General features: G+C 71.8%; 17 protein-coding genes. 10 read left to right on the plus strand and 7 right to left on the minus strand.

Features of this window, described 5'->3' with window-relative positions; genetic code table 11:
- Window positions 1-11: 11 nt before the first annotated feature.
- Window positions 12-1292, minus strand: coding sequence for a D-inositol-3-phosphate glycosyltransferase (mshA, locus tag ACFFR3_RS23165; protein WP_364378021.1), 1281 nt, complete (start codon window positions 1290-1292; stop codon window positions 12-14).
- 113 nt (window positions 1293-1405) lie between these two features.
- Here mshA and ACFFR3_RS23170 point away from each other — a divergent pair, with 113 nt between their 5' ends.
- Both ACFFR3_RS23170 and ACFFR3_RS23175 read left to right on the plus strand, forming a co-directional pair.
- The gene (locus tag ACFFR3_RS23170) at window positions 1406-2149 is read left to right on the plus strand and encodes an SDR family NAD(P)-dependent oxidoreductase (protein WP_379483833.1); all 744 of its coding nucleotides are present in this window, start codon (window positions 1406-1408) and stop codon (window positions 2147-2149) included.
- The gene (locus tag ACFFR3_RS23175) at window positions 2142-2933 is read left to right on the plus strand and encodes a class I SAM-dependent methyltransferase (RefSeq protein ID WP_345395316.1); all 792 of its coding nucleotides are present in this window, start codon (window positions 2142-2144) and stop codon (window positions 2931-2933) included. Before ACFFR3_RS23170 ends, ACFFR3_RS23175 begins: the two co-directional genes overlap by 8 nt.
- 216 nt (window positions 2934-3149) lie before the next feature.
- On the opposite strand, the gene ACFFR3_RS23180 is transcribed toward ACFFR3_RS23175, so the two are convergent.
- The 3 genes from ACFFR3_RS23180 to ACFFR3_RS23190 are packed head-to-tail and all read right to left on the minus strand — an operon-like array spanning window position 3150 to window position 5328.
- Window positions 3150-3653, minus strand: a complete 504-nt coding sequence (locus ACFFR3_RS23180) for an O-acetyl-ADP-ribose deacetylase (protein WP_345395313.1) — start codon at window positions 3651-3653, stop codon at window positions 3150-3152.
- Window positions 3654-3671: 18 nt separating this feature from the next.
- Window positions 3672-4685 (minus strand): methyltransferase, encoded by a 1014-nt coding sequence (locus ACFFR3_RS23185; RefSeq protein WP_345395310.1) that lies wholly within the window; start codon window positions 4683-4685, stop codon window positions 3672-3674.
- Entirely contained in the window at window positions 4678-5328 is a 651-nt protein-coding gene (locus tag ACFFR3_RS23190) for a hypothetical protein (RefSeq protein WP_364378016.1), read from the minus strand. Before ACFFR3_RS23190 ends, ACFFR3_RS23185 begins: the two co-directional genes overlap by 8 nt.
- Window positions 5329-5435: 107 nt before the next feature.
- Here ACFFR3_RS23190 and ACFFR3_RS23195 point away from each other — a divergent pair, with 107 nt between their 5' ends.
- The 5 genes from ACFFR3_RS23195 to ACFFR3_RS23215 all read left to right on the plus strand — a co-directional run bounded on the left by ACFFR3_RS23195 (window position 5436) and on the right by ACFFR3_RS23215 (window position 8176).
- Window positions 5436-5792, plus strand: coding sequence for a BlaI/MecI/CopY family transcriptional regulator (locus ACFFR3_RS23195; protein WP_345395304.1), 357 nt, complete (start codon window positions 5436-5438; stop codon window positions 5790-5792).
- Window positions 5789-6694: a M56 family metallopeptidase gene (locus tag ACFFR3_RS23200; protein WP_364378013.1), complete on the plus strand. Its 906-nt coding sequence runs from the start codon at window positions 5789-5791 to the stop codon at window positions 6692-6694. Before ACFFR3_RS23195 ends, ACFFR3_RS23200 begins: the two co-directional genes overlap by 4 nt.
- A gap of 61 nt (window positions 6695-6755) precedes the next feature.
- The gene (locus ACFFR3_RS23205; RefSeq protein ID WP_345395298.1) at window positions 6756-7247 is read left to right on the plus strand and encodes a helix-turn-helix domain-containing protein; all 492 of its coding nucleotides are present in this window, start codon (window positions 6756-6758) and stop codon (window positions 7245-7247) included.
- Window positions 7248-7250: 3 nt separating this feature from the next.
- Window positions 7251-7688, plus strand: a complete 438-nt coding sequence (locus ACFFR3_RS23210) for a hypothetical protein (RefSeq protein WP_345395295.1) — start codon at window positions 7251-7253, stop codon at window positions 7686-7688.
- A 122-nt stretch (window positions 7689-7810) separates the two neighbouring features.
- The gene (locus ACFFR3_RS23215; protein ID WP_345395292.1) at window positions 7811-8176 is read left to right on the plus strand and encodes a DUF2516 family protein; all 366 of its coding nucleotides are present in this window, start codon (window positions 7811-7813) and stop codon (window positions 8174-8176) included.
- Here ACFFR3_RS23215 and ACFFR3_RS23220 read toward each other — a convergent pair.
- Window positions 8161-8823 (minus strand): SGNH/GDSL hydrolase family protein, encoded by a 663-nt coding sequence (locus ACFFR3_RS23220; protein ID WP_364378006.1) that lies wholly within the window; start codon window positions 8821-8823, stop codon window positions 8161-8163. The genes ACFFR3_RS23215 and ACFFR3_RS23220 overlap by 16 nt on opposite strands.
- Window positions 8824-8851: 28 nt before the next feature.
- Between ACFFR3_RS23220 and ACFFR3_RS23225 the strand changes: the two genes are divergently transcribed.
- On the plus strand, window positions 8852-9586 hold the full coding sequence (locus tag ACFFR3_RS23225) for an alanyl-tRNA editing protein (RefSeq protein WP_364378004.1): 735 nt from the start codon (window positions 8852-8854) through the stop codon (window positions 9584-9586).
- On the opposite strand, the gene ACFFR3_RS23230 is transcribed toward ACFFR3_RS23225, so the two are convergent.
- Window positions 9583-10494 (minus strand): TetR/AcrR family transcriptional regulator C-terminal domain-containing protein, encoded by a 912-nt coding sequence (locus ACFFR3_RS23230; protein WP_379483834.1) that lies wholly within the window; start codon window positions 10492-10494, stop codon window positions 9583-9585. The two genes, ACFFR3_RS23225 and ACFFR3_RS23230, sit on opposite strands and share 4 nt — an antisense overlap.
- Before the next feature lie 110 nt (window positions 10495-10604).
- On the opposite strand from ACFFR3_RS23230, the gene ACFFR3_RS23235 reads away from it, so the two are divergent.
- The gene (locus ACFFR3_RS23235) at window positions 10605-11681 is read left to right on the plus strand and encodes an FAD-dependent monooxygenase (RefSeq protein ID WP_379483835.1); all 1077 of its coding nucleotides are present in this window, start codon (window positions 10605-10607) and stop codon (window positions 11679-11681) included.
- 27 nt (window positions 11682-11708) lie between these two features.
- Window positions 11709-13328 carry a DUF2207 domain-containing protein gene (locus ACFFR3_RS23240; RefSeq protein ID WP_364377998.1) on the plus strand — a complete coding sequence of 540 codons (1620 nt, stop codon included), beginning with the start codon at window positions 11709-11711 and terminating at the stop codon, window positions 13326-13328.
- Here ACFFR3_RS23240 and ACFFR3_RS23245 read toward each other — a convergent pair.
- Entirely contained in the window at window positions 13325-14233 is a 909-nt protein-coding gene (locus tag ACFFR3_RS23245; RefSeq protein WP_345395280.1) for an asparaginase, read from the minus strand. The genes ACFFR3_RS23240 and ACFFR3_RS23245 overlap by 4 nt on opposite strands.
- Window positions 14234-14281: the final 48 nt, after the last annotated feature.

Here is a 14281-nt window from a genome sequence, read left to right on the forward strand (position 1 = left end):
ACAAAGTACGGTCAGTTCCCCGGCAGCGCGACCGGCACCTGGTGCAGATGGGCGATGGCGCCGGCGTAGACCTCCATGAGGCGGGCGGCGGTGGCCTGCCAGCCGAAGGCGGCGGCGTGCTCGCGCGCGCCGGCCGACAGCCGCTCGCGCCTGCGCGGCGCGGACAGCAGGCGGCGCAGCGCGATGGCCCAGTCGGCGGGGTCGTGGCCGTCCACGAGCAGGCCGGAGACGCCGTCGCGGACGGCCGTGCGCAGCCCGCCGACGGCCGCGGCGGCCACCGGGGTGCCGCACGCCTGCGACTCAAGGGCGACCAGGCCGAACGACTCGCTGTACGACGGCACGACGGTGACCGTGGCGGCCCGGTACCAGTCGGCCAGCTCCTCCTGGGGCGCCGGCGGCACGAGCCGGACGACGTCGGCGATGCCCAGCTCGGTGGCGAGTTCGGTGAGGAACGAGGGCCTGGCCAGGCCGTTGCCCGACGGGCCGCCGACGCAGGCGATCACCAGGCGCTCGCGCAGTGCGGGCTCGTCGATGAGCATCCTGGAGGCGGCGCGCAGCAGCACGTCGGGGGCCTTGAGTGGCTGGATGCGGCCGACGAACAGCAGCACGTGGGCGTCCTGCGGCAGGCCGAGCCGGTGCCTGGCGACGCCCTGGGAGGCGGGGGTGAAGACGTTGAGGTTGACGCCGGGGTTCACGACGGCGACGCGGGCGGGGTCGGCGCCGTACAGGTCGATCAGCTCGCCTGCCTCGTCGGCGGTGTTGGCGACCAGGCGGTCGGCGACGTCCACGACCTGCTGCTCGCCGATCACGCGGGCGGCGGGCTCCGGCTTGTCGCCGCGGGCGAGCAGGAGGTTCTTGACCTTGGCCATGGTGTGCATGGTGTGGACGAGCGGGACGCCCCAGCGTTCCTTGGCCAGCCAGCCGACCTGGCCGGACAGCCAGTAGTGGGAGTGGATGACGTCGTAGCGGCCCGGGTCGTACATGGCCTCGGTGCGCAGCACCTCGGACAGGAAGGCGCAGAGCTGGCCGGGCAGCTCTGCGCGGTCCATCTCCTCGTACGGGCCGGCCGTGAGGTGCCTGACGAGGACGCCGGGAGCGAGTTCCGCCACGGGCGGCAGGTCGCGGGCGGTGGCGCGGGTGAAGATCTCCACCTCCACCCCGAGCCGGGCCAGTCGCTTGGCGCATTCGACGATGTACACGTTCATGCCACCGGCGTCGCCCGTGCCGGGCTGGTCCAGCGGCGACGTGTGCATGCTGATGGTCGCGACCCGGTTGACCCGTCGTCGCCTCACTCGACACCACCTCCAGACCGAGTACAACTGTCCCAACATTTCTGACATTCCCGACAACTGGTCATTTGTGGGGGTACAAAGTCGTCCCCAGGGCTCCTGGCAGGATGGGGACCATGCGGAAAACGGCTGTGGTGACGGGTGCGAGCAGCGGGATCGGCGAGGCGACCGCGCGGCGGCTCGCCGCCGAAGGTTATGACGTGGTGGCGGGCGCGCGACGCCGCCACCGGCTGGACAAGCTGGCCGCCGAGGTGCCCTCCATCAGGCCGGTGACGCTCGATGTGACCTCACAGGACTCTGTTGACGCGCTGGTGGCCGGCCTGGAGCGGTGCGACGTGCTGGTCAACAACGCGGGCGGCGCGCACGGCATGGAGCCGGTGGCCGAGGGCCGGGTGGACGACTGGCAGCGCATGTACGACGTGAACGTGCTCGGCTCCCTTCGCATGTCCCAGGCGCTGATCCCCAAACTCGTCGCGTCGGGCGACGGCGTGCTGGTCATGCTCACCTCGACGGCGGGACACGTCGCGTACGAGGGCGGCGGCGGCTATGTCGCGGCCAAGCACGCCCAGCGCTCGATGGCCGAGACCCTGCGCCTGGAGCTGGTCGGGCAGCCGGTGCGGATCGTCGAGATCGCGCCCGGCATGGTCAAGACCGAGGGCTTCGCGGTCACCAGGTTCAGGGGCGACGAGTCGGCCGCGGCCCGCGTCTACCAGGGTGTGCCCGACCCGCTGACCTCCGACGACGTCGCCGACGCCATCGCCTGGTGCGTCACCCGCCCGGCCCACGTCAACATCGACCGCCTGGTCATCAGGCCGCGCGCCCAGGCGGCGCAGCACAAGGTGCACCGCGTCGGTGGCTAAACCGGTCGGGACCATCACCAGGGGCACGACGGGCCACAACCGGCTGCGGCGCGGCGACCGCTGGATCGCCGCCGTGCACGGCCGGCTGCTGCGCGCCGCCGAGCGGCCCCTGGTGGTGGATCTCGGCTACGGCGCCTCGCACGCCACGACGCTTGAGCTGTTCACCCGGTTGCGCAAGGTCGCGCCGGGGGTCGAGGTGGTGGGGCTGGAGATCGATCCCGCGCGGGTGGCGCTGGCCAGGCCGTACGAGCGGGAGGGGCTGAGCTTCCGGCTGGGCGGCTTCGAGCTGCCGGTGCCGCGCCCGCCGGCCCTCGTCCGCGCCTTCAACGTGCTGCGCCAGTACGGCGAGGACGAGGCGTGGCACTACTGGGAGGTGCTGCGGGCGGGCCTCGCGCCCGGCGGCGTGCTGGTGGAGGGCACCTCGTCGGAGAACGGGCGGCGGGCGGTCTGGGTGGGGCTGTCGGCCGAGGGGCCGGAGACCATCACCTTCTCCGCCCGGTTCGACGCCTTCGAGCGGCCGTCCGACCTCGCCGACCGGCTGCCCAAGACGCTCATCCACCGGAACGTGCCGGGTGAGCGGATCCACGCCTTTCTGAGCGACTTCGACCGGGCATGGGCGGTCAGCGCGCCCTACGGCGCGCACGGGCGGCGGCAGCGGTGGCTGGCGGCCATCGGGGAGCTGTCGCGCACCTGGCCCGTGCCGGCGCACCCGCCGCTCGGGAGCGTCGCCCGGTGGCGGCTCGGCGAGCTGACGCTGCCGTGGTCGGCGGTCGATCCCCGCTAGAGCGCTCGAAAGCGGTCGATCCACGCTCATAGGAACCGCAACCCACGCTCATGGGCCATGCGAGCATCGGTCGGTTCGCGGGCGAGCGCCGACGGGCTCAAGCTGGACGCCACCTGTCTGGCGGGGGCAGAATGCTCGGGCTTCAGCCCGGGGAGCGAGTCAATCCTTCGAGTCGCGCAACACGCACTCGTGGGCGGTCGCGCCCCCGTGGGCGCCCTAGAGCAGGGTCTCGAAGGCCGCGTACGCGACCGCGTCGAACAGCACGAACCGCACCTCGCGCACCGACGTCCGGGCCCCGCGCACGGCGTCGAGCGCGATGCGGGCGGCGTCGTCGACCGGCCAGCCGTAGATGCCGGTCGAGATCGCGGGGAAGGCCACCGTGGCGGCGCCAAGCTCGTCGGCCACCCGCAGCGACTCGACGTGGCAGGAGGCGAGCAGCTCGGAGCGGTCGTCGGAGCGTGAGTGGACGGGCCCGACGGTGTGGATGACCCAGCGCGCGGGCAGCCGCCCGGCCGTGGTCGCCACGGCCATGCCGGTCGGCAGGCCCTTGCCGTAGTGGCCGGCCCTGAGCTTCCTGCACTCCTGGAGGATCTCGGGGCCGCCATGCCGGTGGATGGCGCCGTCCACGCCGCCGCCGCCCATGAGGGAGGAGTTGGCGGCGTTGACGATCGCGTCGACCCGCTGCTCGGTGATGTCGCCTTGGACGAGCGTCACTTCCATGGCGCCCAGCCTGCCAGGTCAGGCGCGGGCGACGAGCACGTCGACGTCGAGGGGCAGCCCGCGTACGTCCTCCAGCGTGAACCCGGCGCCGGCCAGCAGCCGCTCGTACTCGAGGTAGGTGCGCTCACGGCCCGCGCCGTTGTTGACCAGCATGTGCACGTCCCACGCGATGGCGAGCGCGCCCGGCGCGTCGTGCGGCCGCTCGGGGACGAGCCGCTCCAGGACGAGCAGCCGCCCGCCCGCGGGCATCGCGGCCCGGCAGTTGGCCAGCAGCCGCGCGCAGGGCTCGTCGTCCCAGTCGTGCAGGATCCGCGAGAGCAGGTAGACGTCGCCGCCGGACGGCACCTGCTCGAAGAAGTCGCCGGCCGCGAAGTCGCACCGATCGGCCAGGCCCGCCTCGGTGAGCGCCGCGCGGCCCCGCTCGACGGCTCCTGGGCCGTCGAACAGCGTGCCGCGCACCTCCTCGGCCTGCGCCAGCACGACCGCGAGCAGCGCGCCGCGCCCGCCGCCGACGTCGACGACGTGGCGGTGCCGGGTGAAGTCGTAGACCTTCGGAAGCTGGGTGAAGAACGACGACCCGCAGGCCATGGCCCGGTCGAAGCCGGCGCCCATCTCCGGGTGCTCGGCGGTGTAGTCGAAGAACGGCTTGCCGTAGACGTGCTCGAAGCCCTGCCTGCCGGTCCTGACCGCGTACGGCAGCGCGCCCCACGAGGCGTAGAACGGGCCCGCGTAGAACAGGGCGAGGTCGGCCAGCGAGTCGGGGTGGCGGCTGGACAGCAGCGCGCCGGTGGGCGTGAGCGCGTACGCGCCGCCCGTGCCCTGCTCGACCAGGTCGTGGCTCTCCAGCAGGCGCAGCAGCCGGAACAGCGCGCCCGCGTGCACGCCGCACGCGCGGGCCAGCTCGCCGCAGGTCAGCGGGCGCTCGTCGAGCCGGTCGGCGAGCCCCAGCTCGGCCATGGCGGCCACCGCCTGGGTGAGCCAGGCGCCGGTCAGCTTCGACAGCACCTCGCGGTGCGCGCCGTCGTCAGCCATCGGCCACGAGCGCGGGCGTGCGGTCGAGGTGGGAGCGCAGGACGTGGGGATAGTGGCCGGCGCAGGCCAGCTCGACGCGCCGGGGCCAGGCGACCGGCCGGCCGAAGTACAGCACCGTGCGGCCTCCCCTGCTCTCGTCCTCGTACGGGTTGAACCCGCCGCCGTCGGGGGCGAACCCGAGCACCGAGGTGAGCAGCCTGCCGAGGCCGCGCACCACGATCTCGTCGGGCCTGATGACTTCGAGCGCGAGGTGCGTCTCCTCGTTGCGCTCGCGCTCGCGGACCGCGACCCGCCCGATGCCGGGGCCGTGCTCGGGCACGAACACCTCCAGGGCGGGGCCGCCGGTGGCGCGCACGGCGTAGGCGATGAGGACGGGCAGGTCGAGGTCGTAGCGCTCGGCCAGCCGCCCGCGCACGACCGTGCTGGGGCAGGTGCGCAGGATCTCGAAGCCACGCATCCGCAGGGAGGCGCGCAGGTCGTCGAGCCCGCTGGGGAACATGAGGATGGCGGCGTGGTCGATCCGGCAGTGCCGCTGGAGGGCGGCCTGGACGGAGGCGGTGACGCCCGGCTCGCGGGCGAAGACCGCCCACGTCTCCAGCCGCCGGATCAGCTGGTCGAGCCGCCGCTCGTCTTCCAGATCCACGCTCGGCGTACTCCTTTGTCGGTTACGGAAGGTGACACCGTAGCAACGTTAGGGAGTCCTCAGCCCCGGATGCCAGCTCGACACGTTGTAGAGCTACTCTGAAAGACGTGAAGGGTCTTGGCGAGCTTGAGCGCAGCATCATGGACATCCTCTGGGCGGAGAGCACGGCGCTGACCGCCCGCGAGGTCGGCAAACTCATCGCCGACCGCGATCTCGCACCCACGACGGTCATGACCGTTCTCGACCGCCTCACCCGCAAGGGCTTTCTCGAGCGCACCCGTGACGGCCGCGCGTGGAGATATCAGCCGGCCGAAAGCCGCGACGCATACATCGCCGAGCTTATGCTGGAGGCGTTGGACCTGACGGGCGACCGATCGGCCGCCCTGACCCGCTTCGCCCAGGCCGTGTCGGGCACGGAGGCGGAGATCCTGCGCAGAGCCCTTACGGAGCTGGAGGACGAGTGATCACGGCAGCGGTCCTGGCAGCGCTCGCGTTGGCGTGCGCGGTCGGCTCCTGGCGTTTCACCACGGCCCGGTGGACCTCCCGCGCCCCCAGGCTGGCCATCATCGTCTGGCAGTCACTCGGCGTGTCCTGGGGCCTCGCCACCACGGGCGCCATGCTCGCCTTCGCCGTCCAGCCCTATGGCACCGGCGTGATCCCCGGGCTTCTCGCGTTCGCGCGCGGGGAGACGCCCGCGCAGGCGTGGGACCCGCTCCACGTGCTGGCGCTGATCGCCGGGCTCACCGCGCTCGCGGTCCTGGTCGCGGTGCTGCTCACCGCGGGTGTGCAGGCGCTGCGGGCCCGCCGCAGGCACCGCGTGCTGCTCGCGTTGATCTCCCACGACGACCCGGGCGTGCCGGGCGTGCGGGTGCTCGACCATCCCAGCGCCGCCGCCTACTGCGTGCCGGGGCTGCGCTCGCAGGTCGTGGTCAGCGAGGGCGCGCTCAAGCTGCTGTCGGAGGACGAACTGGCCGCCGTGCTCGCTCACGAGGCGGCCCACGTACGCGAGCGCCACGACCTCGTGCTGCTGCCGTTCGCCGCGCTGCGCAGGGCGCTGCCCTGGTCGAAGGTGGTGGCCGACGCGCAGGCCCAGGTCGAGCTGCTGATCGAGATGGCCGCCGACGACCGCGCCCGCCGCTACTGCTCGCCACGCCGGCTGGCGACGGCGCTGCTGCGCTTCGGCGCGTCAGGGGCGATGCCGACGCCCCACGGCATGCTCGGCGTCCACGTCCACAACGTCATGGCCAGGGTCGATCGCCTGGTCAAGCCGCTGCCAGAGCTGACCATGACGGTCCGTTCCAGCTACATCGCCCTGTCTGTGACGTTGGTCACGAGCGCTCCGCTGCTCTGGTTCTTCCAGCTCTAGCGCTTGCAGCTGTTAACCACTCTGTTTGCAATTGCAAGCAGGGCGAGGCAGACTATGAGGCATGGCACTACCCAAAGTCGGCTCGATCGGTGAATACATCCGCGATCAGCGGCAGCAGGCGAAGATCTCGCTGCGCCAGCTCGCCGCGGCGGCAGGGGTGTCCAACCCCTACCTGAGCCAGATCGAGCGCGGCCTGCGCAAGCCGAGCGCGGAGATTCTCAACCAGATCGCCAAAGGTCTGCGCATCTCCTCGCAGGCGCTCTATGTGCAGGCGGGCCTCATCGAGGACCGTGAGCCGCCGAGCGACGTGCTCACCGCGATCAGAGCCGACTCGCATCTCAGCGAACGTCAGCGCCAGGTGCTGATCGACATCTATGAGTCGTTCCGCAAGGAGCATCCCGCCGAGGACGAGCAGACCTCCCAGAATGCCCGCCCCCGGCGCGACGCCGATTCGGACGACGAGCCGCTGCCCGAGGAGTTTCTCGCCGCTCTTGAGCCCTATGCGGCGACCTCACGCAACGGCAACGTCACCCAGGAAACCAAGGAAGGTTAACCCATGACGCTCGCCACCGAGGTCAAGAAGCTCACCGAGTCCAAGCCGTTCTACGCCGTGGCCGGCGTCGGCGACTTCGCCGTGGAGAAGCTGCGCGAGCTGCCCGAGCAGCTGCAGAAGCTCCAGTCCCGCCGCTACGACCTGGCCAAGGACCTGCCGGTCAAGGCCCGCGAGTACGCCGACAAGGCCGAGGGCATCGCCAGGGAGCTGCCCGAGAAGGCCCGCACGTACGCCGACACGCTCACCCACAAGGCCACCGAGGTCTACGACGAGTTCGCCACCCGTGGCCGCCGCGTCGTCAGCAAGACCACCGGCGAGGCCGCCCTTGAGCTGGAGGAGGTGTCGGTGGCCGCCGAGCCGCCCGTCGCCGAGCCGGTCGAGCCGGCCAAGAAGCCGCGCGCGACCCGCGCGTCCGGCACGGGCAAGGCCGCCAAGGCCTGACCCATGCCCGCGGCCCGTCTCCCAGCGCGGAGGCGGGCCTTTCCTTTCCGGGGTGCCCGCGGGTCGGGGGCGCCTATTAGGCTGAAGCCGTTTGGTTCGCGGCGTTGGGCGGAGACGACTACATGAACATGATCTACGGGGTCTTCAACCTCCTCTTCCTGGTGCTCGCCGTGGCCATCCTCGGCATGGCGGTCTACGCGCTGGTGCACGCGCTGCGGGTGCCGGCCAACGCCTTCGTCGCGGCGGGCAAGCTGCAGAAGAACCTGTGGCTGCTGATCCTCGCCCTGGCCACGCTGTTCTCCGCCGCCGGCGCGCTGAGCTACTTCCAGGGGTTCATGATGGTCGGCGGCAGCGGGTTCCTCGGCATCGGGCTCGGCATCTTCTCGATCGCGGCGGTCATCGCGGCCACCGTCTACATCGTCGACGTGAAGCCGGCCGTCAAGGGCATGGGCGGCCGGGGCAACAGCGGCCCCTACGGCCCCTGGTAAGCCCTCTGATGAGCCTTGAGCTCGCCGGCCAGCCAGGCGGCCAGCCGTTCGTGGCCGGCGCGCGTCGGGTGGATGCCGTCGGGCAGCACCGCCTCGCGCGGCCACGTCCTGAGCATGGGGTCGAGGAAGGGCACCTTCCCGGCCGCGGCGGCCTGGGCGAGGGCGTCGCGCACGCCGTACGCGCGGCGCGGCGGGTCCTCCAGCCAGATGGGGCCCACCATGACCGTCCTGGTCTCGGGCCAGTGGGTGCGCACCTGGGCGAGCAGGGCGGTGGCGGCGCGGCGTACGTCGTCGGGGCTCCAGCGGCGGTCGTTGTGGCCGCCGGAGATGACGAGCAGGTCGGGGGCCGGCCGCCAGGCCAGCTCCAGCTCGTACGAGCGCCGGAACGTGCGGCCCGCCCGCCCGGCGTTGCAGAAGCCGGTGCCGCTCGCGCCCGCGATGATCGGCTGCCAGCCCATGAGCCTGGCGGTCTGGGAGGCGTAGCTCTCCCAGCGCGGCACCGGCCCTGACCCCACGGCGAAGCTGTCGCCCACGAACATCAGCACGGGCGCGGGCAGCCGCGCCCCGAGCGGCGGGTCGGCGACGTCGCCGCAGGCCGGCAGGGCCAGCAGCACGAGGACCGCGGCGCTTCGCGTCAGGCTCCGCATGACCACCCCAGGGCACTAGGCTGCCGATATGAGCACTGATCTCCACGGACGCACGCAACGACTGGAGTTGTCCGACCAGAGTCTGCGTGACTTCGAGGCCGTCGTCCTGGACGCCACACCCGAGGGCATCGTGCTGAGCAGGTCGGCATTCTATCCAGGTGGGGGCGGCCAGCCGGCGGATCACGGCGTTCTGATCTGGCAAGGCGTCGAAACCCGCATCGTCGGGGTGCGCAAAGGCGACGATCTCTACCTGATTCCGGCGGAGGACGATCCGATCCCGCCGGCCGGCACGGTCGTCAGGGGCGCGGTGGCCGACGAGCGGCGCTCGGCGCTCATGCGTACGCACTCCGGCCTGCACGTGCTGTGCGGCGTAGTGTTCAGGGACTACGGCTGCCTGGTCACCGGCGGCAACATGGACCCGCTGAGCGCCCGCATGGACTTCAACCTGCCCGAGGTGCCGCCCGGCTTCAAGGAGGCCGTGGAGCACGCCTGCAACGCCGAGATCGCCGCCGACCGGCGCATCGACGTACGGGTGCTGCCCAGGACCGAGGCGTTCGCCATCCCCGACATCGTGCGCACGGCGACCAACCTCGTGCCCGAGAGCGTGCAGGACGTCCGCATCGTCGACATCGTCGGCCTCGACACCCAGGCCGACGGCGGCACCCACGTGGCCTCCACCAAGCAGATCGGCCGCATCGAGGTGGCCAAGGTCGAGAGCAAGGGGCGCGGCTTCCGCCGCCTGCGCATCCGCGTCGCCGACTAGCCGATCACCTTCTCCAGGCCGTCGAGCAGCGGCGTCAGGCCGAACTCGAAGAGCAGGTCGAGGTCGAGGTCGAAGTCGTCGCCCAGCTCCTCGATGAGCCGCGTGAAGGCGGGATGGCGGCCCGACGCGGTGAGACCCAGCAGCGCCGGATATTGCGCGTCCATCCACTCGTCGGCGGTCATGCCGGTGTGGGCGCGGGCCCGCCGTTCGAGCTCCAGGTTGGCCGCCATGCCCTGCACGTAGCTGAAGAGCAGGGTGTGCACGTGCATCTTGGTCACCGGGTCGAGGCTCGTGCCGGCGAGCGCGCGCATCGCCCACTCGGCGTGCTCCAGCAGCGCCGGTGAGGGCATCGGCCTGGTCAGTGAGGTCGTGCCGGCCACCCAGGGGTGGGCGCGGTAGACGGCCCACTGCGTCCTGGCGGCGATCTCCATCGCCGCCCGCCAGCCCTCGGGCGCCTCCTGCGGCAGCGGGAAGTCGCCGATCACCGCACCCACCATGAGCATGACCAGGTCGTCCTTGCCGCCCACGTGGCGGTAGAGGGACATGGTGGCGACGCCCAGGCGGGTGGCGAGGCCCCGCATGGTGAGCTCCTCCAGCCCGTCCTCGTCGGCGATCTCGACGGCCGCGCGCACGATGCGCTCGCGGGTCAGGTCGTGCTCGTGCGACGCCGGCCTGAGCTTGGGGGTGCGGCTCTCGGCCACGACGGTGCCCACCCTGGGCTCGGCGACCACGACGCCCTTTCTGGCCAGCAGCGTGAGCGCCTTGGCGGCGGTGGCCAGGGCGACGTTCCAGTCTCTGGCGAGCTGCCTGGTCGAGGGCACGCGCTCGCCCGGGCGGAGCCTGCCGTCCGCGATGCGCCGCTTGATGTCGGCGGCGATGCGGGCGTGGGGCGGGACCGGGTCGGCCATCGATTTCCCTCCTGTACTAGTACAGATCTTTCCAACTATAGCTTGCTACCCGCTGTATGTACTGCATACATTCACGTCTGCGTACAATGTCAACAGCGAGGAGCGACACCATGAGAGTCCTGGTTTCCGGTGCGGGGGTGGGCGGTGCAGTGCTGGCCCACTTCCTCGGGCGCGCGGGGGCGGAGGTGACCGTGGTCGAGCGGGCACCGGCCCCGCGCGAGGGCGGGCAGGCCATCGACGTCAGGGGCGCGGCACTCACCGTCGCCGAGCGGATGGGGGTGCTGGAGGAGATCAGGGGCCTGCGCACGACCATGCGCGGCATGTCCATGGTCGACAGCCACGGCACCGAGCTGATGCGCGACACCGAGCAGACGGTCAGCGGCGGCCGCTTCGACAGCCCCGACGTCGAGATCATGCGCGGCGACCTGATCGCCGTCCTCACCGCCGCGAGCCCGGCCCGCCGCGTCTACGGCGACTCGATCGCCACCCTGACCGAGGACGGCGAGGTGACGTACGACAGCGGCGGCCACGACCGCTACGACGTCGTCATCGGCGCCGACGGCCTGCACTCGAAGGTGCGCGCGCTGGCCTTCGGCCCCGAGTCGCGGTACGTGCACCACCTCGGCCAGTACATCTCCATCTTCACCGCCGACAACTTCCTCGGCCTCGACCACTGGCAGACCTGGTTCACCGAGGGCGAGGCGGGAGGCGTGGTGTTCAGCGACCGCGACCCGGCGCGGATGCTGGTCAACCTGGGCTTCGCCGCCGAGCCCTTCCCGTACGACCACCGCGACGTCGAGGGCCAGAAGCGGCTGGTGCAGGAGCGCTGCGCCCACGTGTGGGAGGCGCCCAGGCTCCTCGAAGCCATGTGGAAGGCCGGCGACTTCTACTTCGACGCCATCGCCCAGGTCAGGATGGACCGCTGGAGCACCCGGCGGGTGGCGCTGGTCGGCGACGCCGCCTACTGCGCCTCGCCGATGTCGGGCCAGGGCACGAGCCTGGCGATGGTGGGGGCGTACGTGCTGGCCGAGGAGCTGATCGCGGACCCGCTGGGCGCCGGAGAGCGCTACGAGCGGCGCCTGCGGCCCTTCGTCGCGGCCAACCAGGCGCTCGCCGTGGAGAACCCTGGCGGGCCCGCCTCCCCGGAGAGCGTGCAGCGGGCGGCCAACGCCATCACGCTGGACTGACGGTACAAACCGCTACGATGTCCCGCCATGACGGGTTTCAGACTCACGTTGACCGCCCTCGCGGCCACCGCTCTGACGCTGACCGCAGCCTCAGCCGCAGCCCCGGCCGCAGCGGCGCAGGCCGGGATCACGGACGAGGTGACGATGACCCTCGGCAAGGACGGCACCCTGCACGTCGTCGAGAAGATCGGCGGGGCGTCGGGAGAGCTCAAGCGGACGTTCCTCACCCGGACCCGCTACGACGACGCCAGCGACCGCCTCTACCAGATCGCCAACGTCAAGGGCGGCACCCTGTCGGGCGACGAGCTCACCGTGACGGGCCAGACCGTCGAGTACGACGTCAAGGGCGCGGTGACCCCCTCGGGCGACGTCGACGAGCTGCGCTGGTTCGCGGTCGGCGGCTGGAACCAGCCCGTCACCAAGGCGACCGTGCACGTCAAAGGCCCGGGCCAGATCCAGAGCCTGTCGTGCTTCGCCGGTGAGCTGACCTCCGCCGTCGGCTGCACCTCGGCCTCGATGAACCACGAGGCTACCGAGGCCGAATTCGAGCAGGACGACCTCGCGTCAGGCGAGACGCTGACCGTCGTCGTCGGCTACCCCGAGGGCGTCACGGGCGCCGAGCCCATCCTCGACCGGCGCTTCTCCCTGTCGGCCGCCTTCACCCTCGACGCCATCACCGGCGGCGCCCTGACCGGCCTGCTGGTGCTGCTGCTCGGCGGCATCGGGCTGCTCTACTGGACGCGCGGGCGCGACGCCAGGGCCGCGGGCCACGAGGGCGGCCCCATGGCGGCGGTGCAGAACGGCCACTTCACCCCGCCCGACGGCGTCCGGCCCGGCCAGATCGGTACGCTGGTGGACGAGCAGGCCGACGTCGTCGACGTCACCGCGACCATCGTCGACCTGGCCGTCCGCGGCTATCTGCGCATCGACGAGCAGCCGCGGCAGACGTACGACGCGCCCGACTGGATGCTCGTCAAGCTGCCCAGCGCGCCCGTGGACGCGCTCCTGCCCTACGAGCGGGCGCTGTACGACGCCGTCTTCGAGGGCCGCGACCACGTGCTGCTGTCGCAGCTGACCGGCTCCTTCGCCAGCCACCTCGGCGAGGTGCGCGACGCGCTCTACGCCGACGTGGTCAAGCAGGGCTGGTTCGCCCGCAGGCCCGACACCGAGCGCACTCGCTGGACGACGCTCGGCGTGGTGCTCATCGGGGTGGGCCTGCTGGCCACCGTCGCGCTGGCCTGGTTCACCACGTACGGGCTGCTCGGCCTGGCCGTCGTCATCGCGGGCGGCGCGCTGGCGGCCGGCGGGCAGTACATGCCCGCGAAGACCGCCAAGGGCTCGGCCGCGCTCGCCCAGACGATGCGCTTTCGCCAATATCTGTTCTCCGGCGAACTGGGCGACGTGCCCGAGCAGCACCGGGTGGAGCTGTTCTCCCGCTACCTGCCGTACGCCGTGATCTTCGACGGGGTCGAGCACTGGTCGCGGGTGGTGGCCTCCGTCACCGGCAACGGGCAGCGGGCCGACAACCTCTACTGGTACCACGGGCCGGCGGAGTGGGACCTGTCCAAGTTCGCCGGGTCGATGCGCACGTTCACCACGACGACCTCGGGGGCCATCTCCGCCACCCGCCAGTTCCGCAGCCTCTAGCGCACCCGCAGCTCGCCGACCGGGCGGCCGCCGCCGAGCACGGCGGGGGCGCCCAGCTCGGCCAGCTCGGGCGCGTCCAGGCCGAGCGAGCGCAGCGCCGCCACGGTGACCGCGACGCGGGCGCGCGGCGAGCCGTCCTCGACCTTGACCGTGCCGGCCCTGCCGTCCTCGAAGGCGAACGCGTCGAACGCCTCGGCCCCGGCCTTCAGCATCAGGCCGGGCAGCGCGCGCATCAGCTTCGCCTCGGGCCGGTCGGTGCCCGACGTCCACTCCGGGTAGCTGCGCATGGCGTCGAATATCTTTCGCTCGCAGGAGTCGGGCGACGACATAGGGAACGCGCGGAACGCCTTCGTCACCCCGAGCATCGAGACGAAGAACAGCGGCGCCCCGCACCCGTCCACGCCGGAGGCGGCGACCCGCTCGCCGGTCAGCTCCTCCACCGTCTCCCTGATCGCGCGCTGCAACGGATGCGCCGGCTCCAGGTACGTCGTCAGCGGCCAGTCGTTGAGCGCGCAGGTGGCCAGCATGGCGGCGTGCTTGCCCGAGCAGTTCATGTAGACCCGCCCGCGCTCGGTCACCGAGCGGTCGAACGGGTAGTCCTCAGGGCACAGCAGGGCCGACTCGTCCAGCCCGGCACCCGCCAGGATCTTCCTGACGCCCTCCACGTGGAACGGCTCGCCCGAGTGGGAGGCGCAGGCCAGCGCCAGCAGCTCGTCCTCCAGGTCCAGGCCGGCCCGGAGCATCCCGAGCGCCTGGAGCGGCTTCATCGACGACCGTGGCGAGGCCGGCACGTGCACCGCTCCCCTGGTCTCGACCGGGCACCCCGCGGCGTCCACGGTCAGCATGCGGGCCAGGTGAGTGGACTCCACGAACCCGGACCGGACGACTTCCACAACCATCGACATGTTCTTAACCCCTTTCGACACGAGTGTATGGAGGGGTTTGACCTGGTC

It is taken from the genome of Nonomuraea salmonea (genome assembly GCF_042428605.1).
GTDB lineage: Bacteria > Actinomycetota > Actinomycetes > Streptosporangiales > Streptosporangiaceae > Nonomuraea > Nonomuraea salmonea.

What these genes read in the sequence shown, in the direction of transcription:
- ACFFR3_RS23170 (WP_379483833.1), top strand. Translation starts at nt 1,406, where the DNA reads ATGCGGAAAACGGCTGTGGTGACGGGTGCGAGCAGCGGGATCGGCGAG.
- ACFFR3_RS23180 (WP_345395313.1), bottom strand. Translation starts at nt 3,653, where the DNA reads ATGGAAGTGACGCTCGTCCAAGGCGACATCACCGAGCAGCGGGTCGAC.
- ACFFR3_RS23185 (WP_345395310.1), bottom strand. Translation starts at nt 4,685, where the DNA reads ATGGCTGACGACGGCGCGCACCGCGAGGTGCTGTCGAAGCTGACCGGC.
- ACFFR3_RS23205 (WP_345395298.1), top strand. Translation starts at nt 6,756, where the DNA reads ATGGCACTACCCAAAGTCGGCTCGATCGGTGAATACATCCGCGATCAG.
- ACFFR3_RS23210 (WP_345395295.1), top strand. Translation starts at nt 7,251, where the DNA reads ATGACGCTCGCCACCGAGGTCAAGAAGCTCACCGAGTCCAAGCCGTTC.
- ACFFR3_RS23215 (WP_345395292.1), top strand. Translation starts at nt 7,811, where the DNA reads ATGAACATGATCTACGGGGTCTTCAACCTCCTCTTCCTGGTGCTCGCC.
- ACFFR3_RS23220 (WP_364378006.1), bottom strand. Translation starts at nt 8,823, where the DNA reads ATGCGGAGCCTGACGCGAAGCGCCGCGGTCCTCGTGCTGCTGGCCCTG.
- ACFFR3_RS23225 (WP_364378004.1), top strand. Translation starts at nt 8,852, where the DNA reads ATGAGCACTGATCTCCACGGACGCACGCAACGACTGGAGTTGTCCGAC.
- ACFFR3_RS23230 (WP_379483834.1), bottom strand. Translation starts at nt 10,494, where the DNA reads ATGGCCGACCCGGTCCCGCCCCACGCCCGCATCGCCGCCGACATCAAG.
- ACFFR3_RS23235 (WP_379483835.1), top strand. Translation starts at nt 10,605, where the DNA reads ATGAGAGTCCTGGTTTCCGGTGCGGGGGTGGGCGGTGCAGTGCTGGCC.
- ACFFR3_RS23240 (WP_364377998.1), top strand. Translation starts at nt 11,709, where the DNA reads ATGACGGGTTTCAGACTCACGTTGACCGCCCTCGCGGCCACCGCTCTG.
- ACFFR3_RS23245 (WP_345395280.1), bottom strand. Translation starts at nt 14,233, where the DNA reads ATGTCGATGGTTGTGGAAGTCGTCCGGTCCGGGTTCGTGGAGTCCACT.